The following is a 26,708-nucleotide window of genomic DNA, read 5'->3' on the forward strand; positions in this document are numbered from 1 at the left end:
CCCTACCGGGGCTCGGTCACGAACCGCGTCCCCGCCCGGGGCATGGTCTGCTCGCCCGGGTCCGCACCCACCGGCAGGTCGCGCCAGCCGGGGGCCGCGCCGGGGCGGCGACCCTCCTCCACGCCGGCCTGGTAGAACCGGCGCTGCGACTCGTTGCTCACGCCGAGCGGCCCGGCCCCGTCCACCGGCACGTCCTGCGGGAGCGCCGTCGAGCGGAAGAGGACCCCCGTTTCCAGGCAGTTCAGGTAGACGCGGAACAGCTCGTCGCGCGACTTCCCGTACCGCACGGAAGCGAACGACGCGCTCACGAGCGGGAAGACGCGCCGCGGCACGCACGACGGCTCGGCGTAGACCTTCCCGTTGTTGAGCACGTACAACACCGACCCGGCGGGCGCCACCGACCCCGGGAGGCCGTTGGCGCGGTTCAGTTCCTCCACCATGACCCGGCGAAAGATCACCTCGTCGCTCGCCGCCCCGTCCACGTGCAACTCGTCGTAGCAGTGCCCGTCCACCTCCACCGGGATGCGCACCGGCGGGAACGCGAGCGGGACCGACGCCGACGCCGTCAGGACCGTGCGGTAGAGTTCCAGCGCCTCGGGTGTGCCGCGGGTGGCGATCGCCCCCATGTCCCAGATGACGAGCTTGCGGCGGTCCACGTCGGTGGTCCCCACGTACAGCCGGCGGCCGGCGGCGTGAGCCGCGGCGACCTCGGCCACCACCTCGGTGGTGATGTACTTGTCGATCCGCTGGCGGAACCGGCGGTTGTTGAAGAGCGACGGCGCGAACAGGTGCGCGGGCGGAATGCGGTGGCCGAGAAGGTCTTTCCGCTCGACGCCGACCATCGCCTCGTAGAGCGGCGCGTCGTACCGCGGGCCGAGGAACGCGAACGTCGCGATGAGCGCGCCGGAGCTGATGCCGGTGACGGCGTCGAACTCGGGGCGGGTGCCGCTCTCCGTCCAGCCGGTGAGGACGCCGACCCCGAAGGCCGAGTAGAAGCCGCCGCCGGACAGGGCCAGGAAGTTGTACGGCCGGGCCGGCGGGGCGGCGGGCGTGGTGCGGCGCTGGAACTCGGCCTCGACCTCGCGCAGGCGCGACGGTCCGACCGAAGCGCGGGCCTCGGCGCCGCCCGAGACGTCGACGTATTTCCGCTCGGCGAGTTCGGCCGGAACGCAGTGGCGGCGGTTGCACCCGGGGGCGATCAGGGTGACGGTCAGGACGACCAGGACGGTTCGCATCAATGCTCCGACGAGGGCCCGGACGACCGACACGACCCGCTTCTCTTATCGGACCGTAACGACCCGCGGCATCAGTGTGCTGGCCACTTCCCACTCTGGCACGCCGGTTGCCCCATCCCCCCCGGGCGAGACGCCGCACCGGCGGGTGCCCGGGGGGAGCGAATGACCAACACAGCAACGAACCCGGACACAGAGGAACCGGTTCAGAGCCGTGAGCTACCGGATTTAAGGGCGTATGCCGAGCAGTTATTGGCTGCAGGCACCCAGGACTTGTACCGCGTGCTGCTCGGCACCGTGGACCGCGTCGCCCTCGCCGCCGTGCTGCGGCACGTCGGGGGCAACCAGGTACGGGCGAGCGAGGTATTGGGCATTTCGCGCACAACGCTGCGCGGGAAACTGCGTGCTGCCGGCCTCTCCGCCGACGGGCGGCGGAAATCCACCGCCGGCCACAACGGGACGCCTGTCTCGCGGGAAGTCGTGGGGAGAGACGAGCCGACGTCGTTGTGACGCCAGCGGGATTAATGTGGGTGCGTGTGGTCGTGCCCGTGACCGACGGCACGGGCGATGACCAGTTGGGCTTGATGAATCCCCTTCAAGCCGCTCAGTTCGGCGGCGAGCTCCTGCAAGTCCGGCGCGGGGCCGCGGAGGACGATGACCTCCAGGCACAAATCATGGTCGAGGTGGACGTGCATGCTCGACACCACCCGGTCGGCGCGGGCGTGTTGTAGTTCCAGCATCTTGTCCGTGAGCCGCGCCTTGTGGTGGTCGTAGACCAGGGTCAGGCTGGCCGCCACGTCGGCGGCGTCGGCCTGCCACGCGGCCGCGGTCAACTTCTCGCGCAGCAGCTGGCGGATGGCCTCGCTCCGGGTGGCGAGCCGGCCGTCGGCGCAGTAACGATCGAATTTGTCGAGCAAGTCCTTTTCGAGCGACACCGAAAACCGCACGAGTTCGGACACGCTTACCCCCCGGCTTGGGCGCTGGTCGCCTCCGCGTGGGCGGCCGGCAGCGGCTCGCCGGTGCGGCGGGCGACCATGCGGTGAATGTACGCCATCTCGGCGAGCGTCGAGCGGGTGGCGAGGCGGGCGTCGCGGATGAGCAGCCCGCCGGCGACGAGCATGGTACACGCCCCGAGCAGGCCCAGCGCCACCGGCGCCCACGCGAACGAGCCGCGGGCCACGGCCGATAGCCCGATCGCCAGGCTGGAGCCGACCAGCAGAGCGATCGCCGAGTACAGGCAGATGACGGCCCCCTGCAGCCACTTGATGCGGGCCGACTGCTGGGCGATCTGGTCGGCGATGTGTGCCCGCCGGTCCTGGGCGTCCTCGTCGGCCGGGTTCCAGGGCGGCAGGCTCTCCGCTTGTTTGAGCAGGTCGCGGACGCGGTCGACGATGCGGCCGAGGCGGTTCGAGGTGGACAGCGTGAGGGTGCCGCAGGCGGAGATAAGCACGGCCGGGGTGATCATCCCGCCGAGGACGTCGGCGGCGGTCGCCGGCTCGAACAGCACGGGCATCGCGGGCTCCGGGGCGAGTGGGTGTTCTACACCCGCGGGACGAATCCGGACGAGCCGACCCGTTCCGGCTCACGACGTGCATTACCGGCGGGACCGGACCGCGGCACTCCCGCCGCGGCCGCCCCAGGAGAAGGACCGTGGCCGACACCATCAAGGGGAAGATCGAGGACGCGGGCGAGGCCGCGAAGAACGCCGCGAAGAACGCCGGCGAGGCGGTCAAGGACGGGGCCGAGAAGCTGGGCGACAAGGCGGCCGACGCCGCCCACGCCACCGGCCAGGCGGCCAAGGACGCCGGCCAGAAGCTGAAGGACAAGAGCGGGGCGTGACCCTGACGCGAAGCCCGGGGGCAGTCGTCCCCGGGCTTTTTCGTGCGCTAGCCCTTCTGCTTCCCACCGCCCCAGAGCGGGGCCACGTTCCGCGTGTTCCACGTGTCCCACAGCGCTTGCAGTTGCTTCGCCTTCTCCGGCTCCCGCGTCATCAGGTCGGTACTCTCGCCGACGTCGGTGGCGAGGTTGTACAGCCGCGGCCCGGTCACGCCGCCCTTGCCCCCGTCGGCCGCGGTGTCGTACCGGACGAGCTTGTAGTCGCCCTGCCGCACCGCCATCTGCTGCCCGAACCGCCAGTACAGCGCCTCGTGGGGCGGCCGCAGCGTCGGCCCCGACAGGTACGGGATCAGGTTCACGCCTTCGACGTTCCACTCGGGTTTCACCTCGACGCCCGCCGCCGACAGCGCCGTGGGGAGGATGTCGAGCTGGATGACGGGCCGGTCGTCGGTCCGCCCCGCGGGGAGTCGTCCCGGCCAGGCCACGAAGTACGGCACCCGCACGCCGCCCTCCAGCGTCGTCCGCTTGGAGCCGCGCAGGGGGGTGTTCGCCGAGCCGTTGGTCGTCGTCCCCGCCATCGTCGGCCCGCCGTTGTCGCTGACGAAGAACACGAGCGTGTTCTCCTCCAACTTCAGCTCCCGCAGCTTCGCCCGCACGGCGCCGACGGCGTCGTCCATCGACGCCATCATGGCCGCGTAGGTGCGTCGCGTCTGGTTCGGGATCGAGCCGAACTGCCGGAGGCCGGCGTCGGTGGCCTGCATCGGCGTGTGGACGGCGTTGAACGCCAGGTACAGGAAGAACGGCCGCGCCCGGTGCTTCTCGACGAACGCCACCGCCTCGCGGCGGAAGGCGTCGGTGAGGTACTCCTTCTCGTCCACGGGCGTGGTGCCGCGGAGGACCGTGTCGGCCTTCCCCTTCCCCGGCTGGTACGGGTGGGCGCCGCCGAGGAAGCCGAAGAACTCGTCGAACCCCCGCCGCTGGGGGTGCCGGGCGGGGGCGTTGCCGAGGTGCCATTTGCCGACGAGCCCGGTGACGTAGCCCGCGGCACGGAGGCGGTCGGCGAGCGTCGTCTCCGTCAGCGGCAGGCCCACGTCGGGGCCGGCGGCGGGGTTGAACTCGTGGCCGAACCGCGTCTGGTAGCGGCCGGTCAGCAGCCCGGCGCGGGTCGGCGAGCAGTACGGGCCGGACACGTAGCCGCTCGTGAACCGCGTGCCGGCGCGCGCCAGCGCGTCGAGGTGCGGCGTCGGGATGTCGCGGCAGCCGTGGACGCCGACGTCGGCGTACCCCATGTCGTCGCCGACGACGAGGAGGATGTTCGGCTTCGGCGGGTCGGCGGCCCGGGCGGGGGAGCCGAGCGCGAAACCAAGCAGAATCGCCAGGATCGTGACGCGGTTCACCGCGGACCTCTTGAGAGGGGTGAGAGCCCACCCGTTGCAACGGGTGGGCTTGGGCCGGCTACTGTTTTCCCTTCTTCGGCGCCCCGGCCCCGTTGGGGCTGAGCCGCCGCCACCAGTCCGGCCCCTCGCGCTCCACCGCCGTGTTGTGCTCGCGCAGCGCCGCCGTCATCGCCGCCAGCCGGTCGCGCTCGGTGCCGCTGCGGTCGGTCGCCTCGTTCGGATCGTCGCGGAGGTTGTACAGCTCGACCTTCGACAGGTCGCGGGCAGCGACGATCTTCCAGTCGCCCTGCCGGAGCGCCATGTGGAGGTTGTTCGGGGCCATGTCGAGCCGCCAGTAGAGCGGCTGGGCGCGGGTCACGGCCGTGGCGCGGCCGGCGAGCACCGGGAACACGTCGGCCCCGTCGACGACGCGGTCGGCCGGCGGCCGCACGCCGGCCAGGTTGAGGACGGTCGGGAACAGGTCGGAGCCGACGACCGGCACGTCCGAGGTCCGACCCGCGGGGATGCGGCCCGGGAAGCGCGCGATGCCCGGCACGCGGATGCCGCCCTCGTACATGCTCCGCTTGCGGCCGCGGAGGCCGCCGGTCGAGCCGCGGGTGCGGCCCCTCGTGCCGTCGCCCTCCGGGCCGTTGTCGGCGGTGAAGATCACGAGTGTGCTGTCGGCGAGTTTCTCGTCCTTCAGCGCCGCCATGAGCCGGCCGAAGGCGTGGTCCAACTGCGTCACGTTGCCGTGGTGCTGCCGCACGTCGGCGTCGGCGATGCCGGCGTAGGGCGCCTGGAACTGCGGGTCGCTCTCGATCGGCAGGTGCGGCTCGTGCGTCCACACAGCCAGGAAGAACGGCTTCGCCTTGTCCCGGTGCTGCCGCAACCAGGTCACGGCTTCGCCGACCACGAGCGGGGCCGAGTACCCCTCCAGCGGGCCGACCGCCTTGCCGTTGCGGACGAAGTTCGTGGGGTTCTTGTGGCTGGGGGCGGCGTTGTTCTGCGTGCCGAGCCAGTACGCGTAGCCGTGGTCGTTCGGCTGGGGCTGGGCCGGGTCGTTGAACTTGCCGTTGAGGTGCCACTTGCCGGCGTGCGCGGTGTCGTACCCGGCCGCCCGCAGGAGCCGCGGCAGGGTGATCTCGCTCGTGCGGAGGTGGACCTCGCTCCCCTCCTGAAGCCACGTGTACACGCCGTTGCGGTACGGCGTGCGGCCGGTCAGGATCGCCGACCGCGACGGCGAACAGACCGCCGACGCGGAGTAGCACTGGGTCAGCCGCACGCCCTCCCGGGCGAACGCGTCGAGGTGCGGCGTGCGGATGGCGGGGTGGCCGTAGCAGCCGAGGTCGCCCCAGCCGAGGTCGTCGGCGAGGAACACGACGACGTTCGGCCGCGCCGCCGGCTCCTGGGAGCGGGCGGTGCCGGCGGACGCCACGACAAGGACAAGGCAGACAAGACGCGGCATGACACGCGGGCCTCGGCGGAGAGGGGCCGGGCCGCATTGTCGCCGGCAGCTGGGCCGGCGTCAAACGTCGATTGTCACGCCGCGATGCGGAGCGGGCCGACGACCCGCGCGGGCTGCTGTTGCTGGGTCAGACTGGCGATCTCGCGGCGGGCGTGCTTCAGCACCAGGGCCACCGGCGAATCCGCTTCCAGCCGGCCGATCAGAGCGGCCAGCTCCTCGGTCGCCCAGCGGGCCTCGGACACGTCGATGGCGGGGGATTGCGGCGCGAACGCGGACGGATTCGTCACGATCATGACCACGACCTCCATGTCGGGGTGGGACGGACGCGGCATCATCTCAGCAGACCGCCGGCCGCACAACCCCACTTTTTGGTCGCCCGCATGTTCGCCCCGCGCCGGCACTTGCGGCGCGACTTGAGCGAAACCGCGGCGCCGGGCCGGCGGGCGGGCCGAATGTGCGGGTCGGTGGGCCGGGTGGGGTGGTGCCGGCGGGAGCGGCGCGGGCGGCAGGTTCGGGCCGGGGAAGCGGGATCGGCGGTTCGGTTCGGGAGGGCGGCGGGCTGATAAGAACGGCGTCGGAATCCGCGCACGTTCTCGTGACAAGGAGGTTCGCCGTGAAGGTGCGTGCCCTGTTCTCGCTCGCCGCCGCCGCCGGGATCTCGGCCGGCACCGCCGGCGCTCAGTCTGCCAACCCCAACCAGCCGCTCGCCGACGCCGTCAAGGCGCGGGTCGGCGCCCTGCCGAGTGTCGGCGGGGCGGACCTGTCGGTCCTCACCCAGGGCGGCACCGTCCGCGTTCTGGGCACGGCCGTGTCCGCCGTCCAGAAGGACGCGGTGATCGCCGCCGTCCGCGGCACCCCCGGGGTGACGCTGGTCGAGGACGGCATCGTGGTCCGCGGCACCGCCGTGACCCCGGTGCAGTTCCCGGCCCCGGGCGCCGCGCCGGTCGCCCCGCCGGTGCCGCCGGCCCACCTGGGCGGCGGCAACCCGGTCGTGGAGCCGGTGCCGCTCGGCGTCCCGGGCTCGATCACCCCGGACCTGCAGGCCCCGCCGCTGCCGCCGTACGCGTGGCCGACGTACGCCCCGCACAACAACGTGAGCCGGGTCGGCTACCCGGAGGCGTACCCGTACAACGCGTTCCCGTACATCGGGCCGTACTACCCGTTCCCGAAGGTGCCGCTCGGCTGGCGGAAGGTGACGCTGGAGTGGGAGGACGGCCACTGGTACCTCGGCCGCAACTCCGCCCCGCACGACTACTGGCGCGTCCGGTTCTGGTGAGATCGAGCGGTCGCGGGTAGAATGATGACGCCCGGGGGCCTCCCCCGGGCGTTTCGCATTGCCCCCCGGCCCGGGCGTCGGGCGGGGTCGTGTGAGCCGGCACGCTGTTCGCACCGCGGGCCGTCACGTCATACTCCGCGCGAGCCGCCCCGCCATGCCCGACTCGGACCCGCTCTGGTACAAGGACGCGGTCATTTACCAGGTCCACGTCCGGGCCTTCCACGACAGCGACGGCGACGGGTACGGCGACTTCCGCGGCCTCGCCCGCAAGCTCGACTACATCGAAGACCTCGGCGTCACCGCCATCTGGGTCATGCCCTTCTACCCGTCGCCCCTCCGCGACGACGGCTACGACATCGCCGACTACACCAACGTCCACACCCAGTACGGCTCGCTCGCCGACTTCCAGGAGTTCGTCGCCGAGGCCAAGAAGCGCGGCATCAAGGTCATCACCGAACTGGTCATCAACCACACGTCCGACCAGCACCCGTGGTTCCAGCGCGCCCGCCGGGCGCCGAAGGGGAGCCCCGAGCGCGACTTCTACGTCTGGGGCGACGACCCCACGCGGTACGCCGACGCCCGCATCATCTTCAAGGACTTCGAGCCGTCGAACTGGACGCTCGACCCGGTCGCCGGGCAGTACTACTGGCACCGCTTCTACCACCACCAGCCGGACCTCAACTTCGACAACCCGGCCGTGTGGGAGGCGCTGTTCCCGCTCATGGACTTCTGGCTCGACATGGGCGTGGACGGCATGCGGCTCGACGCCATCCCCTACCTCTACGAGCGCGAAGGGACCAACTGCGAGAACCTCCCGGAGGGGCACGTCTTCCTGAAGGCGCTGCGCCGCCGCATGGACGAGAAGTACCCCGGCCGCATGTTCCTGGCCGAAGCGAACCAGTGGCCGGAGGACGTGCTGCCGTACTTCGGCGACGGCGACGAGTGCCACATGGCGTTCCACTTCCCCGTCATGCCCCGGCTGTACATGGCGCTCCACCAGGAAGACCGCTTTCCGATCCTCGACATCCTCGAACAGACGCCGCCGATCCCGGACAACTGCCAGTGGTGTACGTTCCTCCGCAACCACGACGAACTCACGCTGGAGATGGTGACCGACGAGGAGCGCGACTACATGTACCGCGCCTACGCCGAGGACCGCACGGCGCGCATCAACCTGGGCATCCGCCGCCGCCTCGCCCCGCTCCTGAAGAACGACCGCCGCCGCATCGAGTTGATGAACGCCCTGCTGTTCAGCCTGCCGGGCACGCCGGTGGTGTACTACGGCGACGAGATCGGCATGGGCGACAACATCTACCTCGGCGACCGGAACGGGGTGCGGACGCCGATGCAGTGGAGCGGCGACCGCAACGCCGGGTTCAGCCGGGCCAACCCGCAGAAGCTGTACCTGCCGGTCGTCATCGACGCCGAGTACCACTACGAGGCGGTGAACGTCGAGACGCAGCAGAACAACCCGAGTTCGCTGCTGTGGTGGACGAAGCGGCTGATCGCGCTGCGGAAGCGGTTCCAGGCCTTCGGCCGCGGCACCATCCGCTTCCTGCGGCCCGCGAACTCGAAGGTGCTGGCCTTCCTCCGCGAGTTCCGCGACGAGCGGCTGTTGGTCGTGGCCAACCTGTCGCGGTTCGTGCAGTTCGCCGAACTGGACCTGCGCGAGTTCCTGGGCGTCGTCCCCGAGGAGGTGTTCGGCCGCACCGCGTTCCCGCGGGTCGGCGAGTTGCCGTACCTGCTGACGCTCGGGCCGCACGCCGTCTACTGCCTCTCCCTGCCGCACACCGACCCGCACGTCGTGACCGACGCGCACCCGGTCCCGGAACTGCCGGCGCTGCCGGGCGAGTCGCCGCTGTCGGACCGGTTCGACCCCAGCGGCCTCGACGACTTCGAAGCGGTGCTGCCGGACTACCTCACCCGCCGCGGCATCACCGGTCACACGGTCGTGACCGCGGCCCACGTCCGAGCCGCCGTCCCGGTCGGCCGCGAGTTGCCGGTGTGGTTCCTCCTGCTGACGGTCGAGTACCGCACGGGCGTGCCCGAGCTCCTGTCGCTGTCGCTGGCGTTCGTACCGGACGAGCAACTGGGTGAACTCACCGCCCCCGTCGCGGAGGTCGGGCTGGCGCGCGTGCGGGGCCCGGAGCCCGGCGTGTTCGTGGACGCGCTGGCGGTGCCGGCGTGCGCCCGCGCCGTGCTACGGGCGGTCCTCGGCCGGCGGGCGCGCCCCCTGCCGGAGGGCGAAGTCGTGTTCGAGCCGACGGAGCCGCCACTGCCGGCCGCCGACCTGGACGCGGCCGACGCCCTGCCCGTCAGCGTCCGCCGCACCGGCCGGCACACGCTGACCGTGCTGTTCGGCGACCAGTACGTCTTCAAGTCGTACCGGCGCGTCGACGACGGCATCGCCCCGGCGGCGGAAGTGGGCAAAGTTCTGGCCGGGCGGCCGAACTTCACCGCGTTCGCCCCCGTGGCCGGGTCCGTCGAGTACCGCCGCCGCGGCAGCCAGCCGGCGACGCTGGGCGTGCTGTACCGCCACGTCCCGCACCAGGGCACCGCGTGGCTGTACTCGCTGGACGAACTCAGCCGCTACTTCGAGCGCGTGGCCGCGCTGTCGAAGGAGGCCGCGCCCCAACCGCCGCACCACGAGCCGCTCATCGGCCCGTGGGTGGAGGCGGAACCGCGAGACACGAGCGGCTGGGAGGAACTCGCCCGCGGGTTCGTGGACACGGCCCGCCACCTCGGTCGGCTGACCGGCGACATGCACGTGGCGCTCGCCGACCCGATCGGCGGCCCGGCGTTCGCACCGGAGCCGTTCGGCAAGCTGTACCAGCGGTCCGTCTACCAGACGATGCGGAACACCGCCGGCCGCGTCCTGCGCACCGTGCGGACGGTCGCCGACCGCGTCCCCGGCGCGGCCGAGTTGCTCGACCGCGAGAGCGAGCTGAGCCACCGGTTCCGGATCGTGCTGACCTCCGACCTCGGCGGCTCGCGTATCCGCGTCCACGGCGACTACCACCTCGGCCGACTCCTCCACACCGGCCGCGACTTCGTAGTCACCGACTTCGACGGCGAGGTGTCCCGCACCGTCGAGGAGCGGCGGGTGAAGCGGTCGCCGCTGCGCGACGTGGCGAGCATGATCCGCTCGTTCGACTTCGCGTGTCGGTCGGTGCTGTTCGGCCTGAACGGCCGCCGCGGCCGGGCGCAGGGCGTGATCCGCCCCGAGGACGTGGCCGCGCTGACGCCCTGGGCCGACGCCTGGCAGCGTCGCGTGTCGCGGGAGTTCGTGGCGGCGTACCTGGAAGTCGTAGGCCCGACGGGGTTGTTGCCGCCGGACGACGCCGGCCGGCGAGCGTTACTGGAGGCTCTGGTGCTGGAGAAGGCGCTGCAAGAGCTGGACGCGGAACTGGCGACGAGCCCCGAGCGGGCCGCGGTGCCGCTGGCGGGGCTGTTGCAACTGCTCGGGACGCCGGGATGACGCCGCTCGCGGCGGCGCGGGCACCGTCACCCGTCCGTAACAGCCGCTCGACGCGGGACCGCGCACCGGTCACCATGCGGGAGTCGCCACTGGAGCCGACCCGATGCCCCGTCGCACCCTCGTCGCCGCCGCGCTGCTCGCCCTTACCGTCGGCGCCCAGCCGCCGGCCGAGGACCCACTCGAAGACGGCGTCTACCAGCTCCGCTTCGACGGCCCCGGCCGCCCGGTGACACTCACCGACGGCGCACCCGCGGTCCTCGGCAAGCGGCTGTCGCCGGGGATCGGCAAGGCGACGGCGCTGAAGTCGCAGACGAACGACAACAGCCGCTACCACCTGACGCTGACGGGCCTCGGGCCTGTACTGAAAGACCCGACGGGGGGGCAGGCGGCGCTCGTCGTGGACGGCGTCGTAATCCACCTCGGCACCGGTACGCTTGGGGCGGACGGGGTGACCTATGCCGGTGCGAACCTGTGGACGGCGGCCGCGGCCCGCACCGTGGGGGCGAAGTACCGCATCACGCCGGAGCGGCGGAACCACCCCGGCCACCGCTTCGAGGTCCGCTGGACGCCGGACAAGCCGACGTTCAAGGCCGGCGAGCCGGTGGTGCTGAAGCTCGCGCTGAAGAACACCGGGACCGAGACGCTCCGGTTCACGTTCGGCGGCAAGCAGCGCGGCCGGCGGGACAACCAGTTCCGCTTCGTCGCCCAGGAGGGGCAGGACGGCAAGGGCCTGCCCGACACCGGCGACGCGACCAACTTCGGCGGCATCATGTCGGTGCGGGCGCTACGGCCGGGTGAGGCGTTCCGCGCGGAGGTGGACGTGACGAAGTGGTTCACATTCCCGCGGCCGGGGACGTACCGCGTCACGGGCATTCTGGAACTGCCGGTCCTCGCGCCGGACGACGACGGCTTCGGCCCGACGGTGTGGGACGACCTGGCGGTCGGCGAGTGCGACGTGCGGATCCGGTGACGGCGAGCGGCCGGCGTCAGCCGGCTGGTGGCGACCTCAGGTGTCTGAGTCCGCCACCAGCCGGCTGACGCCGGCCGCTCGCCGAAAAAGCCGGAGGGTCTGCCGGCCGGCGTGTAAGCCGGGTTCTGTCCCGCCGCGGCCTTGCGACCACGGCGGCGACGGCCATTTATCTAGCCCCACGGTTGCCCGTGGGGTCGAGCAGCCTACCCGGGGATCGTAACGGACCGGGCCGGTCCTGTCCCCTGCTTGGCCTTGCTCCCGGTGGGGTTTGCCGAGCCGGCCGGTCACCCGGCCGCTGGTGCGCTCTTACATTAAGGGCTTTCGCCCCGCACCATTTCACCCTTACCTTTCGTCACTCGTCATTCGTCATTCGTCATTCGGGGGGCAGACCGAAAGGTTCACGCCCCTCGAATGACGGATGACGAATGACGAGTGACGACGAGGCGGTATCTTTCTGTTGCACTGTCCCGCCCGCTGGCGGCCCGGGCCGGTCCCGAAGCCGTTACCGGGGGTGGGCGTTACCCACCACCGCACCCTGTGGAGCCCGGACTTTCCTCCCCTTGCGGGGCGGCCGTCCCGCCGGCCGTCAGACCCGTTCTCAACCTACCCGCGGCGGCGGCTCCGGGTAGAGTGGTGGCCGGGTTCGACCCGTCGCCCACAATAGCCCGATGACCACCGCCACGCTGGACCGGACAGCCGCCGCCCCGCCGGGGTTCGCGGGCGGGGCGGTCACCGTCGGCAATTTCGACGGCGTCCACCGCGGGCACCAGGCGCTCGTCGCCGCCGCCGCCCGGTGGGCGGCGCGGCTCGGCGGCCCCGCCGTCGCCGTCACCTTCGACCCGCCGCCGTATTCGGTGCTCGTGCCGGACGCCCCGCCGCGGCCGCCGCTCACCACGACCGCCGACCGGGCCGACCTGTTGCGCGCCGCCGGGGCCGATCGTGTCATCGTGTACCGACCCGACCGGGAGTTGCTGGCGCTGCCGCCGGCGGCGTTCGTCCGCGACGTGCTCCTCCGCCAACTCGGGTCGAAGGCCGTCGTCGAGGGGTACGACTTCCGCTTCGGCCGCGGCCGGGCCGGCGACACGGCGATGCTGGCGGACCTGTGCGCGGCCGCGGGCGTCGGGTTCGAGGAGGTGCCGCCGCTCGCCGACGCCGACGGGCCGGTGTCGAGCAGCCGGGTGCGGGCGGCGTTGCTGACGGGAAACGTCGAGGGGGCGGCGGCGCTCCTCGGCCGGCCGTACCGCGTGACGGGGAAGGTGGTGAGCGGCGCCCGCCGCGGCCGCACGATCGGCTTTCCGACCGCGAACCTCGGCGACGTACCGACCCTGCTACCGGGAAACGGCGTGTACGCCGTCCGTGCCGCGGTGAACGGCGCGACGTGGCCGGCCGCGGCGAACGTCGGCCCGAACCCGACGTTCAGCGACGACGCGCGGAAGGTCGAGGTGCACCTGATCGGCTTCGCCGGCGACCTGTACGGGGCGGCCCTGCCGGTCGAGTTCGTGGCGAAACTGCGGGACACGCGGCCGTTCGGCGGCGCGGCAGAACTGGTCGCGCAGCTAGCCCGCGACGTGGCTGCCGCGCGGGGGGTGCTGGGCGGTGGGTAAATGAAAAAACCGGGGGCTCGCGCCCCCGGTACGCCTGGGATCTCGCGGTCGACTTACAGGCGGCCGAACCCCGGCAGGGTGGGGCCTCGGGCCGGCTCGTCGTCGGGCGGGAGGGCCAGGTTCTGCGTCATCAGCCGGGCGGCCAGCCTGGTGACCGGCGGCGCCTGCACGGTCTTCTTCTCGGGCAGCGGCTTCCGCTCCGTCTTATCCGGAACGTACACGAACTTCGGCCGCTTCACCTTTTCCTGCTGCCGCTTCCCGGGCTTGGGCGGCTCCGGCGGGGCCACCGGCTCCGGCGGCGCGGCCGGGGCGACCGCGACCGGGGCGGCGGGCGTGGGGGCCGGGCCCTGGCCCGTGGGAGCCTTCTTGTTCTTCTTGTTTTTCTTGGACGAGGAACCGTCGGCGGACTGGTCGGGCTCGAGTTCTCGCAACTTCTTCGCTAGCCGGGACAACGCCATCGATCACTCCGTGGGTAGGGGCGGGGCATGTATTCTACCGCATTCTCGGGGGTTTGAGTAGACCAGACCGCGGCCCGAATCGCGGAACCGCACCCTCCCCGGAGCCAATTCATGCCCGCCCGCACCCTCGCCGCCCTGCTGCTGGCCGCCGCCCCCGCCGCGGCCCAGGAGCCGACCGCCCGCCAAACGCCCTTCCACGGGTACGAGAGAGCCGTCGAACTGACGCTCGGCAGCGGCCGGGCCGTCGTCGCCCCGGAGGCCGGCGGGCGTGTACTGTCGTTCACCGCCGGCACCGCCGAAGCCATGTGGCTCGACCCCGCGGAGAAGGCCTGGAAGCCGGGCCAGCCGCCGCCGTCGAGCGCCGGCCGGTTCGACTTCGGCCCCGAGCTGACCGTGCCGGCGCACCCGAAGACGTGGGGCGGCGACTGGTCCGCGGAGGTGACGAAGGACAACGCCGTGCGGCTGACGAGTCCGCGCGACGACCCGGCCGGCGTGCAGTTGGTGCGCGAGTTCCGGCTGGTGCCGCGCGGGGCGCTCGTGGGGTTGAACTGCAAGCAAACGATGACGAACGTGGGCAAGGAGGTCCGCGAGGTGTGCCACTGGGGCCGGTCGTTCTCGCCCGGCGGCGGCATTTGCGTGATCCCGCTGGGGGACCGCCCGAGCCGCTTCCCGTCGCGCTACGCGATGTACGAGGAGGGGGCGACGATCAACGTGCGCAACACCGACCCGAACATCCGCGAGCGCGACGGCTTTCTGGAAATCCTGGCCCCGCCGCGGAAGCCGAAGCTCGGGTTCGACACCTACGCCGGCTGGCTGGCGTACCTGATGCCGAACAACGTGGCGTTCGTCAAGCGATTCCCGACGTTCCCGGACCGCGTCTACAACGAGGCCGCGGGGCTGACACTCTCAGTGTGGTACCCGACCGGACCGCGGATCGAGCTGGAGCCGATCGGCCCCCGCGAGCGGCTGCGGCCGGGCGAATCGGCGTCGTTCACCGAGGGGTGGTGGGTGATCCCCTTCCCCTACCCGCAGGCCGGCGAGCGCGCCGACCTGCGGGCGCTGGCCGACCGCGTGGCCCGGCTAACCGCCGCGCCGGAGTGACGGCTCAGGCGTTGGCGAGTTCCCACGTCACGCCGCGGGGGCCGGCGTTAACGACGGGCACCCCGGCCAACTCGCCGGTGGTGCCGTTGCTGCCGTGGACGTGCCCGCACACCACGAGTCGCGGCCGCACGCGCAGCACGGCGTCGCGGATCGCCGTGCTGCCGATGCTGCCGCCGCGACTCGACACGTCCACGACCCCCTTCGGCGGCGAGTGAACGACGAGCACGCACCCGCTCGGCGCCGCCGCGAGGAGTGCCGTGCCCTGTTGTTCGTCGAAGTCATAACTCCAGCTGCCGAACGGCGTGACCGGAATGCCGCCACCGACGCCGTAAAACGTGATGCCGTCGACGCTCGCTGCCGCGCCGTGGAGAACGTGACAGCCGGGCCACCCGCGGCAGGCATCGGTTAGCTCGTCGGCCGACTCGTTGTTCCCGGGAACGAGCACAGCCGGTTTACCGGTGCCGCGGAGTACGTCGAGACAGTCCGGGAAGCGAGAAGTATCGCGGCCGTTGATGAAGTCGCCGGCGCCGACGAGCAGATCGGCAGCCGCCGCGGCGCGGGCCAGCGCGACGGCGGCGGGGCGATCGGCATGTAGGTCGCTGAACAACAGGAGGCGCATGGTGTAGGTGTGGTTGCGACTCGCGGGGGAGCAGCTCGTAGCTCCCCCACGAAGAATCCGCGCTGAATTCCTTGACTCCTCCCAGTCGGACATTACGGTACAGCCGTACACATCGGCGGCGTCACTTCGCCCGCACGTCGTAGCACAGCAGCACGCCCATGTCGCGGAGGTAGAAGCCGCCGTTGGCCACGACCGGATGCGGCCACGCCAGCGTCTTCCCGTGGTCGGGCTGCTTGAACCGGCCGCGCTCGCGGTACTCGGCCGGGCTCGGTTCCACCAGCGCCACGTCCCCGGCGTGGCCGCGGACGTACAGCCGGCCGTCGGCCGCGCACAGGCTCGCGGCCCCGACGCCGCGCTCCGTCCACTTCACCTTCCCGGTGGCGAACTCGACACAGATCAGCGCCTGTCCGCCGGTCCCGTACAGGTGACCGTCCACCAGCACCGCACCGCCGATGCTCGGCGTAATCTGCTTGTCGAAGTACACCTGCTTGGCGGTCACGCCGCCGCTGGCCGCGGTCAGTTCGACGAGCCCGCCGCCGGTGCGGCTGCCGGCCGTGAACACCTTGTTCCCCTGCACGACCGGCGTGATGATGTTCGCCCCCTTGTCAACAGTCTTCTCGTACCGCCACAGGAACTTGCCGCCGGCCGCGTCGATGCCGACCACGCCCTTCTCCAGGAACTGAACGTACTGCTTGGCCCCATCGACCTCCACGGGCACGACCGAGGCGTACTCGGCCGCGTCGCCGCCGGGTACGGCGGACTCCCACACGGTCGCGCCGGTGAGCTTGTTCAAGGCGACGAGTGTGGCCTTCGCCCCGCCCGGGGTGCAGACGACGCGGTCGCCGTCCACCAGCACCGACTCGCTGTACGCCCACCCCTGAGTCGGCGGCCGGCCGACCTTGCCGCCGAAGTCCTTCATCAGGTCTTTTTGCCAGCGGACCTTCCCGTCGGTCCCGAGGCAGACGAGCTGGCCGGCGCTTGACAGGCAGTACAGGCGGTCGCCGTCCACGGTCGGCGTGGCCCGGGTGCCGAGGTACTCCTTCACCCCGTAGTTCTCGCCGACGGCGCCGATCGGCGTCTTCCAGACGTCCTTGCCGGTCTTCTCGTCGAGCGCCAGGGCGAACTCCTGCTCGCCGGCCGTGGTCTGGAGGTACACCTTGCCACCGACGACGGCCGGGGCCGAGTAGCCCGGGCCGATGTCGGTGCGCTTCCAGCGCAGCGGCGGGCCGTCCTTCGGCCACTCCTTCAGCAGGCCGGTTTCCTGACTGACGCCGGTGCGGGCCGGGCCGCGCCACTGCGGCCAGTCGTCGGCCCGGAGGGCGAGCGAACCGGCGATCGCGACGGCGACGGAACACGCGAGAAGGGAGCGAATCATGGCGAATCTCCCGGGGAGAAGTGACCCCCGACAGGCTACGCCGGACGTGGCGGGTGGGCTACGCGGATTCGGCGGCGGGCTCGGGCGTACCGTTGGCGGTTTGTTCCGTCGGCGTGAGGGCCGCGGCCGCGCGGGCGTCGTCGACCCGGTACTGCTCGAGCTTCTTGTGCAGGGTGTTGCGGTTGATGCCGAGGCGGTCGGCGGCCTTGATCTGCACGTCGCCGCACTGCCGCATCACCTCCTCGATCAGCTCGCGCTCGAGTCCGTCGACGAGAAACGGGTGGAGCCCCTTGAGCCCGGCGGGCAGAGGCGTCTGCACGCCGGCCCGGACGAGGTGGCGAATCTGGGTGTTCACGTCGAGCCCGGCGGGCGTCGCGGCCGCGCCGCGGGCGGTACGGAGCGTGTAGCGCGGCCGGCCGAAGCGGACGTACTCCGCCGTGATCGGCCCGCCGTCGGCCAGGACGATGAGCCGTTCGAGGGTGTTTTCCAGCTCGCGGACGTTGCCCGGCCAGTCGTGGATCTTGAGCGCGTCCACCGCCGGCGGCGTGAGTTCAGGGACCGCCACCTTGTGCGTTTCGGCGTAGCGGCGGAGGAAGAACTGGGCCAGCGGGGCGATGTCGTCTCGGCGCTCGCGCAGCGGCGGCAGCACCACCGGGATGACGTTCAGCCGGTAGTACAGGTCCTCGCGGAAGTCACCGCTCTCGACCAGTTCTTCGAGGGAGGCGTTCGTGGCGGCGATGACGCGGACATCCACGCGGATGGTCTTGCTCTCGCCGACGCGCTCGAACTCGCGCTCCTGGAGGACGCGCAGCAGCTTGACCTGGAGTTTGGGCGAGGTGCTGTTGATCTCGTCGAGGAAGATGGTGCCGCCGTGGGCGGCCTCGAAGCGACCCACCTTGTCGGCCACGGCCCCGGTGAAGGAGCCTTTGACGTGGCCGAACAGCTCGCTCTCCAAGAGGTTCTCGTGGAGGGCTCCGCAGTTGACGCGGATGAACGGGCCGTCGGCGCGGCGGCTGAGCTTGTGGACGGCCTTGGCGATGACTTCCTTGCCGGTGCCGGTCTCGCCGACGAGCAGGACGGTGGTCGTGCGTGGCGCGGCGAGCCGCACCAGCCGGTAGACGTCCTGCATGGCGGTCGCTGTGCCCACGATCTCGGGCAGCGGCGGCTCAACATGCTCGTTTTTGGGCATCGACCGATCGCTTCCGGGAGAGGAAGCCAGGGATTCGAGCCGTTCCGAGCTCTGATAGAGGAAGTGTATCATCGTGTGCCCGAAAACGCCACACGATTCGCGCTGGAAACGGGCACCTTCGCCGAATCTCCACCACAGGGATGCTGGTTCAGCTCTCTGGGGTTTCGTCTCACGTTCGCCCCTGTAAGAGTTACAAGGAACCGACGCCGGGTTCGGACTGTAGAAGTTACACCGCCGGGTGCGGCCGGTTGCCCAACCCGCAGGGCCGGTCGAATCCCGAACCGCCGTCAGCGACGGACCTTGCGGGCGTACTTTCCGCGGCAGGAGCCGCGCTTCCGATTCGCGGCACCGCCGTTGCCATGTACCCTTCAGACGCCGCGCAGGTACGCGCCCGGCCTCACGGCCCAAATGGCGTCCCAGTCCCAAACGAGGGTCAAGGGAATGACGCTTCGTCGGCTTCCGCTGTACGCGCTCGTCGTCGCCCTCGCCTCCGCCGGCAGGGCGTCCGCCGCCTCGTACCAGACCGCCAACTTCAGCACGACGGCGCCCACCGACGCCCTCGCCCGGCAGTTCGGCGACATGGCCGAGCACTACCGCAAGGAGAAGGCGCTGCAGTGGCTCGGGCAGGAGATGCCCAACTGGAGCCGCCGCTGCCCCCTGGAGGTGAAGATCACCGCGGGCGGCGCCGGCGGGGCGACCACGTTCACCTTCGGCGGCGACGGCGGCCGCGGCGTCGTGACCTCGCAGCACATGGAGATCCACGGCCCCGCCCGCCAGCTGCTCGACAGCGTGCTGCCGCACGAGATCACGCACACGGTGCTGGCCCACCACTTCGGCCGCCCAGTGCCCCGCTGGGCCGACGAGGGCGGCAGCGTGCTCAGCGAGAACGACGAGGAGCGGTACAACCACGACGTCCGCTGCCGCGAGTTGCTGAACGCCGGCCGGGGCATCCGGCTGTCGGTGCTGTTCCGCATGGCCGAGTACCCGCGCGACATGATCGTCCTCTACGCCCAGGGGTATTCCGTCAGCGCCTACCTCGTCGACCGCGGCGGCAGCGGCGTGGGCGGCCGGCAGCGGCTGCTCCAGTTCCTCGCCATCGGCATGCAGGGCGGCGACACCCGCAACCACGGCACCCCCGACAGCTGGAACCAGGCCGCTCGGCAGGTCTACGGCGTGAACGGCCTCGACGCCCTCGAGCAGCAGTGGCTCGACGCCCTGAAGAACCCGCCGGCCCGCGTCGCGGCCCGCGGCGACCGGGCGCCCGGCACCCCGACCGCCCGCCAGCCAGAAGCCGTCGCCGTCCGCAGCTCGGCCCCGCCGGTCGTGCCGCTGCTCGAACCGCCGGTCCGCGCCGCCCGCGGCACCGCCCCCGAGCGTGAGCCGGCCGCCGCCCCGCGGGTGAACCCGGAGCGGCCGGTGCCCGTCCTGCTGCCGCCGGAGTTCCCGCGGAATTAGTCGCTGTTCAACGCGGTGCGGAGCGGGCATACTTCCCGCATGACTCTCCGCACCGCCTGGCTCGCCGTCGCACTTCTGTGGCCGGTCGCCCTCCTCAACTACCTCGACCGGCAGCTCCTCGCAGCGATGAAGTTCTCCGTCATGGGCGACGTCCCGGACGTGATGAACGACGCCAACTGGGGCTACATGCTCGGCCAGTTCAAGTGGGTGTACGCCGTCCTCAGCCCGTTCGGCGGCTACCTCGCCGACCGCTTCAGCCGCCGCGTTGTCATCGCAAGTAGTCTCTTCGCGTGGTCCGCGGTCACGTTCTGGACGGGTCATGTTCACACCTACCAGGAGTTGCTCTGGACCCGCACCTTCATGGGCATCAGTGAGGCGTTCTACATCCCGGCCGCGCTCGCCCTCATCGCCGACTACCACACCGGCCGCACCCGCAGCCGGGCCGTCGGCGTCCACCAGACCGCCATCTACTGCGGCCTCATTCTCGGCGGCTTCGGCGGCCACGCCGCGGACGCGCCCGAACTCGGCTGGCGCACCACCTTCGCCGCCCTCGGCCTCGTCGGCATCGCTTACGCTCTGCCCCTGCTGCTGCTGCTGAAGGACGCCCCGCGAACCCACTCCGACGACGAGCGCCCCGGCCCCGAAACCGCGTTCCTCGAACTGCTCCGGAACCCGTCGTTCCTGCTGCTGGTGCTGGTGTTCACGCTGCCGGCCATCGCCGCGTGGGTCGTGCGCGACTGGATGCCCGCCATCCTCAAGGACCGCTTCGCCCTGGGGCAAGGCACCGCTGGCGTCAGCGCCACGCTGTACGTCAACGTCGCGGCCTTCGCCGGCGCGTTCCTCGGCGGGTGGGCCGCCGACCGGGCCGCGCGGCGGACGCCGCGGGGCCGAACCGCCGTCAGCGCCGTCGGCATCGCCCTCCTCGTCCCCGCGTCGTTCGGCATCGGCAACGCCCCGACGCTCGCCGTCGCGGTCGCCTTCCTGATGCTGTTCGGCCTCGGCTGGGGCGTGTTCGACGGCAACAACATGCCGATCCTGTCGCAGATCGTGCGGCCCGAGCTGCGGGCGACGGGCTACGGCGTCATGAACCTGGTGAGCATCAGCTGCGGCGGCTTCGCCGACTGGGGGTTCGGCGCCCTCCGCGACGCCCAGACGCCGCTCAACCTGATCTTCGGGGCGTTCGCCGGAACGGCCGTTCTCTCCGTCGTGCTCGTGTTGCTCATCCGCCCCCGACAGGACGGCGCCGGGGCACCATGAGCGGAGGTAGGTCCGGTCCAGGCCGGTGTCGGGGACCGGCCGGCGGAGCCAGTCCGGCGGCTCGTCCGGGTGGAACCCGAACCGTCGCTCGAACATCTCGTTGGCCTGCTGGTCGCAGACGGCCGCCAGCCCCTCGGACGACTCGCACAGCTTCTGGAACTCCAGGTACTTCTCGACCTCCTCGCGGAGCGCGGCGTCGATCGGCGGCGGCGGGGGTTCCTTGCGGCCGGCGGCGGACGCCCTGCGGCGGTGGCGGCGGGTGGTCATCCAGATGCGGGCGAGGGCGTCGGCGGCCTTGGCGGCGTCCTTGTCGTCGCCGGTGCGGAGGAGTTTCCGCAGGGTGAACATGGCCTCGTGGAACCCCTCGTCCACGATGCTCTGGCGGGCGTCGCGGAGGAGTTTGCGGTAGTCCGGCCCGGCGTCGCGGGTGTGCTGCTGGAGCTCGTCCGCGTCGAACCCGAGGCGGCCGGCGGTGGCCTCCCAGGACGTACCGGCGGCCCGCATGTCGGCGGTGCGCGACAGGAACTCGTCGGGGATGTGGGACATGGCTGCCCCCGGGGACGGGCGGGCGATGAAGTGTACAGGTGTACCGTAAACTCCGGTTGGGGGAAGTCAAGGCAGTTGGGAGGGAAATATCAGGGGCAGGCCCGCTGTTGAACCGACAAACTCTGGTCGTCCGTTGTCGCACTTGCAGTCAAGCTAGTGATTGACAGGCGGCTCGGAACAGCTACCATGACGCACACTGCGACTGACGGACTCGCCCGCTCTTGGGGTCGATCATGAAGGTGCTCGCTGCTGCGGCGATGGGATGTGCGGTACTGATCGCGTTCGGCTGCGCGCGGCCGCCGGAGCCCGAGCCGCAGCCCGAGCAACCGCCCGCACCTGCGCCCGAGGCGAAGGCCGCTGATGCGCCGCGCGAGGTGCCAGCTGCCCTGGCTAAGGTGTTTCAGGAGCGGAACCAACTCCACAAGCGGCAGACCGGCGCGCTGCTTACGATCACCGCCAAGTGGGTTGACGATGGGCGCATAGAACCGTTGATTCGAGCGACCTGGTCGATCGACTACGACGGCCCCCGTCGCCCGTTCACCATTCTCAAACCTGGGGGGGGCGAGAACGCGGCGCTGCTCCACTTCTGGTATCTCGATTCCAAGGGCGGGGTGGCCACCTGCCATACGGGGTGGGGCGGCGCGAGCTATCACAAGGAGCCACCCAAACAGAAGAGCATGTACGCGATCTCGCCCGACGGGAAAGCGGTGAGTGGCCATCTAGAGCGCGGCATCACCAGCCTGCGAGGGGGGTTCGGCCGGTATCCGAAGTCCGGCGACCCGTCGCTGTGGGCTCAACTCGAGCACACACCGACGGACCGAGGCGACGGTTTCGAGCGGCACTTCGACCCCAAGACCGGGATAACGACGAAGGGGGCCGGCTGGACCCTCGACGCATGGACCGGAAAGCTCTGGTCACCCGTCGTCGAGGTAGTTGAGTTAAAATAGCTGAACCGTCGAGAGACCGGAAACGCAACACTGACGTTTAGGAGTATCGATGGCGCGAACAAGCCATTCGGCGGCAGAACGATTTCGACTCGAACAACTTGAGGCCCGCTGTGTCCTCGCGGGTTTACCGTGGCCTCTCGACTCGGGAGATATTCTCGGGATCCTCGGCACCTACGGCGAATTCGACAACCGCACCGCCGAAAACGAGGGCGGAATCCACTTTCACTCCGGGATCGACATCTCGACAACCACTAATAAGCCGGTCTACGCCGTCTAAGCAGCCGGCCGTAGTTGTTTCCCAGGTTCTGGGCGGAGCTTTTGGGCATATGAGTTGAAGCCCTGCTCGACGGCCGCCCGCAGATCGGACCGGGTGGCGTAACTGCGGGTCGGGATCTCGTGGTGCTTGACCTGCTTGAACACGGCCTCGATCCGGTTCAACTCGGGGCTGTACGCCGGCAGGTAGTACAGGTAGACCCCCGACTTCGCCAGCTCGGGCCGGGCGGCCTTGACCACCTTGCTGGTGTGGATCGGGGCGTTGTCCAGAACCACCACCCGGGGTCGCCCGACCGCGGGCCTCCCCCGCAGGTAGGCCACGAGGTCGTCCGACGTGAGCGTCCGCTCGAACGGCACGGCATCCAAGCGGGGGGCCGGGCCGAGCGGCTCGTAGGTGGCCAGGACGTTGACCCGCCGACCTTGGGGGTACTCGTACCGGACCCGCTTCCGCTGGCCCGGCAGGCACCACGAGTACCCACCGGGCAGCGACGGGGCGAACCCGCACTGGTCGAGATAGTCCAGGACCAGCCGGCCCTCCCGGGCCTTCCGTTGCAGGCCGCCCAGGACGGCCGCCGCCCGGGCGACCTTGGGCCGGTTCTGCTTGTGCTCCAGGGTCGAGGCCGTCCGCCGGTACCCGGCCCGCAGTCGGGCGAGGTACCGACGGACCTGACGGGCACGGAGCCGGATCCCGTTGGGGCGGAGGGCGTCGGCCAGTTGGGCCGCCGTCCACGTCCGGTCCTGGCCGAGCAGGTCGGTCAGCCGGGCGGCCACCTGATCCCGGCGGGCGTAGTTGGGGGCCGGCCCGGGCTTGCCGGGGTAGAGGGCCGGCACCCCCCGGGCGTTGAACCCGTGGATCACGGCCCGGGCGGTCTGCGGGTCACACCCGAGGTGCCGGGCGATCCGGGGCGGGGACCACCCGGCGTCGGACAGCAGGACCATCTCCAGCCGATCCCGTACCCGGGGCGGGAGGGGGTCCCGCCGGAGAGCCTGCAACTCGGACTGCGTCGCAACGGTGAGGTGAACGCGGATCATGAAACATGGTACGCAATCGGGGCCAACTGCTTAGAGCGGCACGGTTATCGGGCGCAGTCCCGGCGGTGGTTACGCCGGATGGGTTTCGGTAGCCACCGATTCAACCCACGGGTGGAACTACGCTCACCTTAATCCCTCCATCGCGCTTGGCGCGACAGTCACGCAAGGCGACCAGATCGGGACGGTCGCCTCGTGGACTGGGAAGGGTTCTGTTCCGGTTCACCTCCACCTCGATGCGGGCGGGGGCACAGAAACTGACGACACGTCATACCTTCGTCCGGTCGACGACCCTCTGGCATTGCTTGATCCCACTGTCATCGGCGATACCGTTGCTCCGACCCTCGGAGATGTCCACTTCATGCGGGGCGAGGATGACAACAACATTCCGCACGCATTGGTCAATGGTGAGCACTCGTCTTCCGCGGGGAAGTACCAACTTAATCAAGATGAAGCTCGTCGCCAGGACCACGGGTACTTCGAGAGCAAGGACTTTTCTGACGCGCGGATCGTCGGCCATTTGGCGCCGGCCCAGACGGGTTCCCCGATGCCCAGCCCGCTCGGCGGCACCTCGAACATCGAGATCATCGCCAACGCCACGGACCGAGTGAAAGGGAACTGGGATGTCGGCGTGCGATCGATGGAGTTCAGTGCCTCCGGCGAACTCGGCGGCAAGTCGATTCCACTCGTCCGACAGTTCAACTTCGCCGGCCAGTTCGTTTGGGATCCGAATCAGCCTGCCGGCACCCAGGATGGCGACGCCCTGAATATCTCGGACTTGGTCCGAGTGGCTTACGAGAACGACTACCGAAGTCCGTCAAACGGACTATCATCCGTCGGGCCGGTGAGCTTCTTCCACATCCTCACCAACACGGACGCGGCGAACACGATCGTGGACTTCGCGGGTACTTGATTAGCCCGTCGGCAGTAGCACCGGTCGCGGGACCAGCCCGTTGCCGGCCGCGCGGAGCGTCTGGCTGATGTAGTCCACGACCGCATGACCCCGTCGCCGGCACGTCTCCAGTACTGACATCAGCACCCCCTGCGCCCACGCGCCAGCCGCCGTTCGGTTCCCGCCCCACACCTTCCGGTTCACCACCGCCGGCCGGATCGCCTGCTCGGCCGCCCAGTTCGTCGGCTCGACCCGCGGGTCGAACACGAACCCGAACCACTGCTCGAAGTGACGCCACAGGTGCCGCGCCAGCGTGGCGTGCGCCGGGACCGCACGCGGCCGGAGCACCAGCCGCCGCAACCGGTCGTCGAACCCCTCCCGGTGCTCCTCCAACTGGTCCGACGTCCACGCCCCGGGCGCGTACCCGTTCCGCCAGTGGATCGCCTCCGTGAGCAACGCGATCACCTGCCGCGGGAACCGCACGGCTCCCCGGGTGGCCGTCGCCAGCAGGTCGCGGGCGCGCCGCAGCACGTGGGCCACGCACTGCTGATGGATCGCGCCCTCGAACCGGTCGTACGAGGCGAAACCGTCGTGGCTCAGGATGCCCGACCAGTCCACGCCGATGACCCGCTCCAGGACGGCCGCACTGCGCTGGGAGTCGATGGCGTACGCGGTGGCCCGGTCACCGACCCAGGCGTGGAGCCAGGCGGGGTGCCCCCCGATCCGCCACCCCGTCTCGTCGGCCGCGATCTGCTCGGACGTCCGCACCTCACCGAGGATGAGGTGGTAGTCCGGTTCGAGTCGCGTCGCCGCCCGGAGGTTGATCTGGGCGCTGGCCCCGCGGGTGAGCGTGATGCCGAACAGGGCGTCGAAGACGGCGGCCACCTTGCCGTGCGACAGCCCCATCCGGGTGTGCAAGGTCGCGGCCGCGGCCTGGGCGTCGGGGCCGACCTGGCTGGCGGCCGCGCCGAGGGCGTCGGACGTCTGGAGCGGGTGCCGGCCCTGGGTCCGCTTGCCGCACGTGTCGCAGTGACCGACGTGGATGCGGAACTTCCGCACGAGCGGGCGGCGTGGGATGTCGGTCTGGAACTGGTCGGCGGTGCCGGTCTCGACGATGCGGCCCGGGCAGTGCGGGCAGGCGTCGGGGAGGTGGGCGTCGTGGCACTCGGCGATCTGGTCGGGCGGCGGCGGGGGCCGGTGGCCGTGGGTACCGTGGGCGGCGCCCGACTTGCGGCCGGGCGTCTTCGGGTCGGGCTTGGGCGGACCTTTGCGGAACGGGGCGGCCTGCCGCTTGCCCGCGCGGAGTGCGTCCTCGAGCTTCCGGGTCAGCTCGGCGACCCGGGCTTCGAGAGCGGCGACGCGTTGGAGGAGTTCCCGGCAGCCGGGACACGCGGGCTCGTCCATGACGGCAGGGTAGGAAATCGGGCCGCGATCAGCTCCCCCTGCGTGCCAGCGGGGGCGCTAAACAAGTACACTTCGCGGACCGCAATCGCTACTGGCGGTCGAAGGTGAGCGAGGGGAAGGCGTGGAACGACATCACCGCCACGGAGGCGGTGAACAACGCCAAGGGGGCGTTCCCGGACGATTATTACAACATCACCGTCACCGCCACCGACGCCGCCGGGAACGCCAACTGCACCGCCGCCCGCGTGCTGCTCGACAACTGGTTGCAGACGATGAACGCGGTGCCGACCGGCCTGCTCCGGCAGTACGCCCTCTCCGGCAGCCAGTTCCTGCCGAACGCCGCGGTGCCGATCTACGCCTACACGCCGTTTGATGTCGTCGCCGAGGGGGACACGCTTAGCCAGCATGCCCTACTCGTGGGCACGGCCGCCACCGACGCGAACGGCTCGTTCAGCCTCGTGGTGACGCTTCCGCCAGGCGCCCAATTTCCGCTCATCGCCGACTACGGGGCCGACGACCTGTACGTCCCGCGGCTCGACGCGAAGACGTTCCTGGAGGAAGAAGACCCCGGGCCGATCTTCCTGCACGGCGGCCTGACCGGGTTGGACCTGGACGCGGTGAACTTCGCGGTCGAGAGCGACGGCGGCGGTGGTGAGGGTTACTCACCTGTGTCGGCGCCAGCCGGCGGGGCGAACGCGGTCGGGTCGGTGGGCGCTCGCTTCCTGGCTCCGGAATTGTCCGCGATGCGAGCCGCTATTGCCGAGCAGGCTCCGAGCTTCGTTCCGTTCGTGCCCGCTCGACCCGAGAACTCAGTTGCACCAGAAGCCGTCCCGGCACCTGTCCTCGCGAGTCCGTCGGTCACCGGGGGCACGGTCACACCGGTCGAAGATTCTCCAGACGCGGCTGACCTCATTGCCCTCAGGTAA

25 protein-coding genes and 1 other RNA gene are annotated in these 26,708 nt (G+C 70.8%); 13 read left to right on the plus strand and 13 right to left on the minus strand.

From position 1 onward, the window contains the following. Nucleotides 1–2: 2 nt before the first annotated feature. Entirely contained in the window at nucleotides 3–1,235 is a 1,233-nt protein-coding gene (locus ETAA1_RS22890; RefSeq protein WP_145242634.1) for a patatin-like phospholipase family protein, read from the minus strand. A 162-nt stretch (nucleotides 1,236–1,397) separates the two neighbouring features. On the opposite strand from ETAA1_RS22890, the gene ETAA1_RS22895 reads away from it, so the two are divergent. Then, a complete protein-coding gene (locus ETAA1_RS22895; RefSeq protein ID WP_145242636.1) occupies nucleotides 1,398–1,742 on the plus strand; it encodes a helix-turn-helix domain-containing protein in 345 nt (114 codons plus the stop codon). Between the two features lie 11 nt (nucleotides 1,743–1,753). Here the strand turns inward: ETAA1_RS22895 and nikR are convergent, their stop codons facing one another. Together nikR and ETAA1_RS22905 are read right to left on the minus strand one after the other, a co-directional pair. Further along, nucleotides 1,754–2,191, minus strand: a complete 438-nt coding sequence (gene nikR, locus ETAA1_RS22900; RefSeq protein WP_202920346.1) for a nickel-responsive transcriptional regulator NikR — start codon at nucleotides 2,189–2,191, stop codon at nucleotides 1,754–1,756. A 2-nt stretch (nucleotides 2,192–2,193) separates the two neighbouring features. Beyond that, nucleotides 2,194–2,745: a DUF2721 domain-containing protein gene (locus ETAA1_RS22905; RefSeq protein WP_145242638.1), complete on the minus strand. Its 552-nt coding sequence runs from the start codon at nucleotides 2,743–2,745 to the stop codon at nucleotides 2,194–2,196. 137 nt (nucleotides 2,746–2,882) lie between these two features. Here ETAA1_RS22905 and ETAA1_RS22910 point away from each other — a divergent pair, with 137 nt between their 5' ends. Further along, on the plus strand, nucleotides 2,883–3,071 hold the full coding sequence (locus tag ETAA1_RS22910; protein ID WP_145242640.1) for a hypothetical protein: 189 nt from the start codon (nucleotides 2,883–2,885) through the stop codon (nucleotides 3,069–3,071). A 47-nt stretch (nucleotides 3,072–3,118) separates the two neighbouring features. Here ETAA1_RS22910 and ETAA1_RS22915 read toward each other — a convergent pair whose 3' ends face one another. The 3 genes from ETAA1_RS22915 to ETAA1_RS22925 all read right to left on the minus strand — a co-directional run bounded on the left by ETAA1_RS22915 (nucleotide 3,119) and on the right by ETAA1_RS22925 (nucleotide 6,241). Beyond that, entirely contained in the window at nucleotides 3,119–4,465 is a 1,347-nt protein-coding gene (locus ETAA1_RS22915) for a sulfatase (protein ID WP_202920347.1), read from the minus strand. 58 nt (nucleotides 4,466–4,523) lie between these two features. Continuing rightward, nucleotides 4,524–5,909: a sulfatase family protein gene (locus tag ETAA1_RS22920; protein ID WP_145242642.1), complete on the minus strand. Its 1,386-nt coding sequence runs from the start codon at nucleotides 5,907–5,909 to the stop codon at nucleotides 4,524–4,526. Between the two features lie 74 nt (nucleotides 5,910–5,983). After that, entirely contained in the window at nucleotides 5,984–6,241 is a 258-nt protein-coding gene (locus ETAA1_RS22925) for a hypothetical protein (RefSeq protein ID WP_145242644.1), read from the minus strand. 281 nt (nucleotides 6,242–6,522) lie between these two features. Between ETAA1_RS22925 and ETAA1_RS22930 the strand changes: the two genes are divergently transcribed. From ETAA1_RS22930 to ETAA1_RS22940, 3 genes are all read left to right on the plus strand, one after another. Next, nucleotides 6,523–7,185 (plus strand): BON domain-containing protein, encoded by a 663-nt coding sequence (locus ETAA1_RS22930; RefSeq protein ID WP_202920348.1) that lies wholly within the window; start codon nucleotides 6,523–6,525, stop codon nucleotides 7,183–7,185. Nucleotides 7,186–7,339: 154 nt separating this feature from the next. After that, nucleotides 7,340–10,663: a maltose alpha-D-glucosyltransferase gene (treS, locus tag ETAA1_RS22935; protein WP_145242648.1), complete on the plus strand. Its 3,324-nt coding sequence runs from the start codon at nucleotides 7,340–7,342 to the stop codon at nucleotides 10,661–10,663. 103 nt (nucleotides 10,664–10,766) lie between these two features. Then, nucleotides 10,767–11,633, plus strand: coding sequence for a hypothetical protein (locus tag ETAA1_RS22940; RefSeq protein ID WP_145242650.1), 867 nt, complete (start codon nucleotides 10,767–10,769; stop codon nucleotides 11,631–11,633). A 98-nt stretch (nucleotides 11,634–11,731) separates the two neighbouring features. On the opposite strand, the gene rnpB is transcribed toward ETAA1_RS22940, so the two are convergent. Beyond that, nucleotides 11,732–12,220, minus strand: an RNA gene (gene rnpB / locus ETAA1_RS22945) — RNase P RNA component class A. Nucleotides 12,221–12,301: 81 nt separating this feature from the next. On the opposite strand from rnpB, the gene ribF reads away from it, so the two are divergent. Beyond that, nucleotides 12,302–13,237 (plus strand): riboflavin biosynthesis protein RibF, encoded by a 936-nt coding sequence (gene ribF / locus ETAA1_RS22950; protein WP_145242652.1) that lies wholly within the window; start codon nucleotides 12,302–12,304, stop codon nucleotides 13,235–13,237. Between the two features lie 53 nt (nucleotides 13,238–13,290). Here the strand turns inward: ribF and ETAA1_RS32315 are convergent, their stop codons facing one another. Then, nucleotides 13,291–13,695 (minus strand): hypothetical protein, encoded by a 405-nt coding sequence (locus tag ETAA1_RS32315; RefSeq protein ID WP_202920349.1) that lies wholly within the window; start codon nucleotides 13,693–13,695, stop codon nucleotides 13,291–13,293. A 111-nt stretch (nucleotides 13,696–13,806) separates the two neighbouring features. On the opposite strand from ETAA1_RS32315, the gene ETAA1_RS22960 reads away from it, so the two are divergent. Further along, on the plus strand, nucleotides 13,807–14,796 hold the full coding sequence (locus tag ETAA1_RS22960; protein ID WP_145242654.1) for a hypothetical protein: 990 nt from the start codon (nucleotides 13,807–13,809) through the stop codon (nucleotides 14,794–14,796). Nucleotides 14,797–14,800: 4 nt separating this feature from the next. Here the strand turns inward: ETAA1_RS22960 and ETAA1_RS22965 are convergent, their stop codons facing one another. From ETAA1_RS22965 to ETAA1_RS22975, 3 genes are all read right to left on the minus strand, one after another. Further along, nucleotides 14,801–15,415 (minus strand): metallophosphoesterase family protein, encoded by a 615-nt coding sequence (locus ETAA1_RS22965; RefSeq protein ID WP_145242656.1) that lies wholly within the window; start codon nucleotides 15,413–15,415, stop codon nucleotides 14,801–14,803. Nucleotides 15,416–15,536: 121 nt separating this feature from the next. Further along, entirely contained in the window at nucleotides 15,537–16,790 is a 1,254-nt protein-coding gene (locus ETAA1_RS22970; protein WP_145242659.1) for a PQQ-binding-like beta-propeller repeat protein, read from the minus strand. A 58-nt stretch (nucleotides 16,791–16,848) separates the two neighbouring features. Next, on the minus strand, nucleotides 16,849–17,979 hold the full coding sequence (locus ETAA1_RS22975; protein ID WP_145242661.1) for a sigma-54 interaction domain-containing protein: 1,131 nt from the start codon (nucleotides 17,977–17,979) through the stop codon (nucleotides 16,849–16,851). Nucleotides 17,980–18,420: 441 nt separating this feature from the next. Between ETAA1_RS22975 and ETAA1_RS22980 the strand changes: the two genes are divergently transcribed. The 4 genes from ETAA1_RS22980 (at nucleotide 18,421) to ETAA1_RS22995 (ending at nucleotide 22,184) form a co-directional block, all read left to right on the plus strand. Beyond that, the gene (locus tag ETAA1_RS22980) at nucleotides 18,421–19,434 is read left to right on the plus strand and encodes a hypothetical protein (protein WP_145242662.1); all 1,014 of its coding nucleotides are present in this window, start codon (nucleotides 18,421–18,423) and stop codon (nucleotides 19,432–19,434) included. Between the two features lie 39 nt (nucleotides 19,435–19,473). Beyond that, nucleotides 19,474–20,691, plus strand: coding sequence for an MFS transporter (locus tag ETAA1_RS22985; protein WP_145242664.1), 1,218 nt, complete (start codon nucleotides 19,474–19,476; stop codon nucleotides 20,689–20,691). Nucleotides 20,692–20,760: 69 nt separating this feature from the next. Continuing rightward, nucleotides 20,761–21,348 (plus strand): hypothetical protein, encoded by a 588-nt coding sequence (locus tag ETAA1_RS22990; protein WP_145242666.1) that lies wholly within the window; start codon nucleotides 20,761–20,763, stop codon nucleotides 21,346–21,348. A gap of 122 nt (nucleotides 21,349–21,470) precedes the next feature. Further along, a complete protein-coding gene (locus ETAA1_RS22995) occupies nucleotides 21,471–22,184 on the plus strand; it encodes a hypothetical protein (protein WP_145242668.1) in 714 nt (237 codons plus the stop codon). A 273-nt stretch (nucleotides 22,185–22,457) separates the two neighbouring features. On the opposite strand, the gene ETAA1_RS23000 is transcribed toward ETAA1_RS22995, so the two are convergent. Continuing rightward, a complete protein-coding gene (locus tag ETAA1_RS23000; RefSeq protein ID WP_145235399.1) occupies nucleotides 22,458–23,489 on the minus strand; it encodes an IS630 family transposase in 1,032 nt (343 codons plus the stop codon). Nucleotides 23,490–23,847: 358 nt separating this feature from the next. On the opposite strand from ETAA1_RS23000, the gene ETAA1_RS23005 reads away from it, so the two are divergent. Next, nucleotides 23,848–24,399 carry a hypothetical protein gene (locus ETAA1_RS23005; protein ID WP_145242670.1) on the plus strand — a complete coding sequence of 184 codons (552 nt, stop codon included), beginning with the start codon at nucleotides 23,848–23,850 and terminating at the stop codon, nucleotides 24,397–24,399. Here the strand turns inward: ETAA1_RS23005 and tnpC are convergent, their stop codons facing one another. Then, on the minus strand, nucleotides 24,400–25,782 hold the full coding sequence (tnpC, locus tag ETAA1_RS23010) for an IS66 family transposase (RefSeq protein WP_145238044.1): 1,383 nt from the start codon (nucleotides 25,780–25,782) through the stop codon (nucleotides 24,400–24,402). Between the two features lie 104 nt (nucleotides 25,783–25,886). On the opposite strand from tnpC, the gene ETAA1_RS23015 reads away from it, so the two are divergent. Continuing rightward, nucleotides 25,887–26,708, plus strand: coding sequence for a hypothetical protein (locus ETAA1_RS23015; protein WP_145242672.1), 822 nt, complete (start codon nucleotides 25,887–25,889; stop codon nucleotides 26,706–26,708).

This window comes from Urbifossiella limnaea, assembly GCF_007747215.1.
GTDB classification, from domain to species: Bacteria; Planctomycetota; Planctomycetia; order Gemmatales; family Gemmataceae; genus Urbifossiella; species Urbifossiella limnaea.

What these genes read in the sequence shown, in the direction of transcription:
- ETAA1_RS23000 (WP_145235399.1), bottom strand. Translation starts at nt 23,489, where the DNA reads ATGATCCGCGTTCACCTCACCGTTGCGACGCAGTCCGAGTTGCAGGCT.
- ETAA1_RS22965 (WP_145242656.1), bottom strand. Translation starts at nt 15,415, where the DNA reads ATGCGCCTCCTGTTGTTCAGCGACCTACATGCCGATCGCCCCGCCGCC.
- ETAA1_RS22890 (WP_145242634.1), bottom strand. Translation starts at nt 1,235, where the DNA reads ATGCGAACCGTCCTGGTCGTCCTGACCGTCACCCTGATCGCCCCCGGG.
- ETAA1_RS22975 (WP_145242661.1), bottom strand. Translation starts at nt 17,979, where the DNA reads ATGCCCAAAAACGAGCATGTTGAGCCGCCGCTGCCCGAGATCGTGGGC.
- ETAA1_RS22970 (WP_145242659.1), bottom strand. Translation starts at nt 16,790, where the DNA reads ATGATTCGCTCCCTTCTCGCGTGTTCCGTCGCCGTCGCGATCGCCGGT.
- tnpC (WP_145238044.1), bottom strand. Translation starts at nt 25,782, where the DNA reads ATGGACGAGCCCGCGTGTCCCGGCTGCCGGGAACTCCTCCAACGCGTC.
- treS (WP_145242648.1), top strand. Translation starts at nt 7,340, where the DNA reads ATGCCCGACTCGGACCCGCTCTGGTACAAGGACGCGGTCATTTACCAG.
- ribF (WP_145242652.1), top strand. Translation starts at nt 12,302, where the DNA reads ATGACCACCGCCACGCTGGACCGGACAGCCGCCGCCCCGCCGGGGTTC.
- ETAA1_RS22925 (WP_145242644.1), bottom strand. Translation starts at nt 6,241, where the DNA reads ATGCCGCGTCCGTCCCACCCCGACATGGAGGTCGTGGTCATGATCGTG.
- ETAA1_RS22895 (WP_145242636.1), top strand. Translation starts at nt 1,398, where the DNA reads ATGACCAACACAGCAACGAACCCGGACACAGAGGAACCGGTTCAGAGC.
- ETAA1_RS22960 (WP_145242654.1), top strand. Translation starts at nt 13,807, where the DNA reads ATGCCCGCCCGCACCCTCGCCGCCCTGCTGCTGGCCGCCGCCCCCGCC.
- ETAA1_RS22905 (WP_145242638.1), bottom strand. Translation starts at nt 2,745, where the DNA reads ATGCCCGTGCTGTTCGAGCCGGCGACCGCCGCCGACGTCCTCGGCGGG.
- ETAA1_RS22980 (WP_145242662.1), top strand. Translation starts at nt 18,421, where the DNA reads ATGACGCTTCGTCGGCTTCCGCTGTACGCGCTCGTCGTCGCCCTCGCC.
- ETAA1_RS32315 (WP_202920349.1), bottom strand. Translation starts at nt 13,695, where the DNA reads ATGGCGTTGTCCCGGCTAGCGAAGAAGTTGCGAGAACTCGAGCCCGAC.
- ETAA1_RS22995 (WP_145242668.1), top strand. Translation starts at nt 21,471, where the DNA reads ATGAAGGTGCTCGCTGCTGCGGCGATGGGATGTGCGGTACTGATCGCG.
- ETAA1_RS23005 (WP_145242670.1), top strand. Translation starts at nt 23,848, where the DNA reads ATGCGGGGCGAGGATGACAACAACATTCCGCACGCATTGGTCAATGGT.
- ETAA1_RS22920 (WP_145242642.1), bottom strand. Translation starts at nt 5,909, where the DNA reads ATGCCGCGTCTTGTCTGCCTTGTCCTTGTCGTGGCGTCCGCCGGCACC.
- ETAA1_RS22940 (WP_145242650.1), top strand. Translation starts at nt 10,767, where the DNA reads ATGCCCCGTCGCACCCTCGTCGCCGCCGCGCTGCTCGCCCTTACCGTC.
- ETAA1_RS22985 (WP_145242664.1), top strand. Translation starts at nt 19,474, where the DNA reads ATGACTCTCCGCACCGCCTGGCTCGCCGTCGCACTTCTGTGGCCGGTC.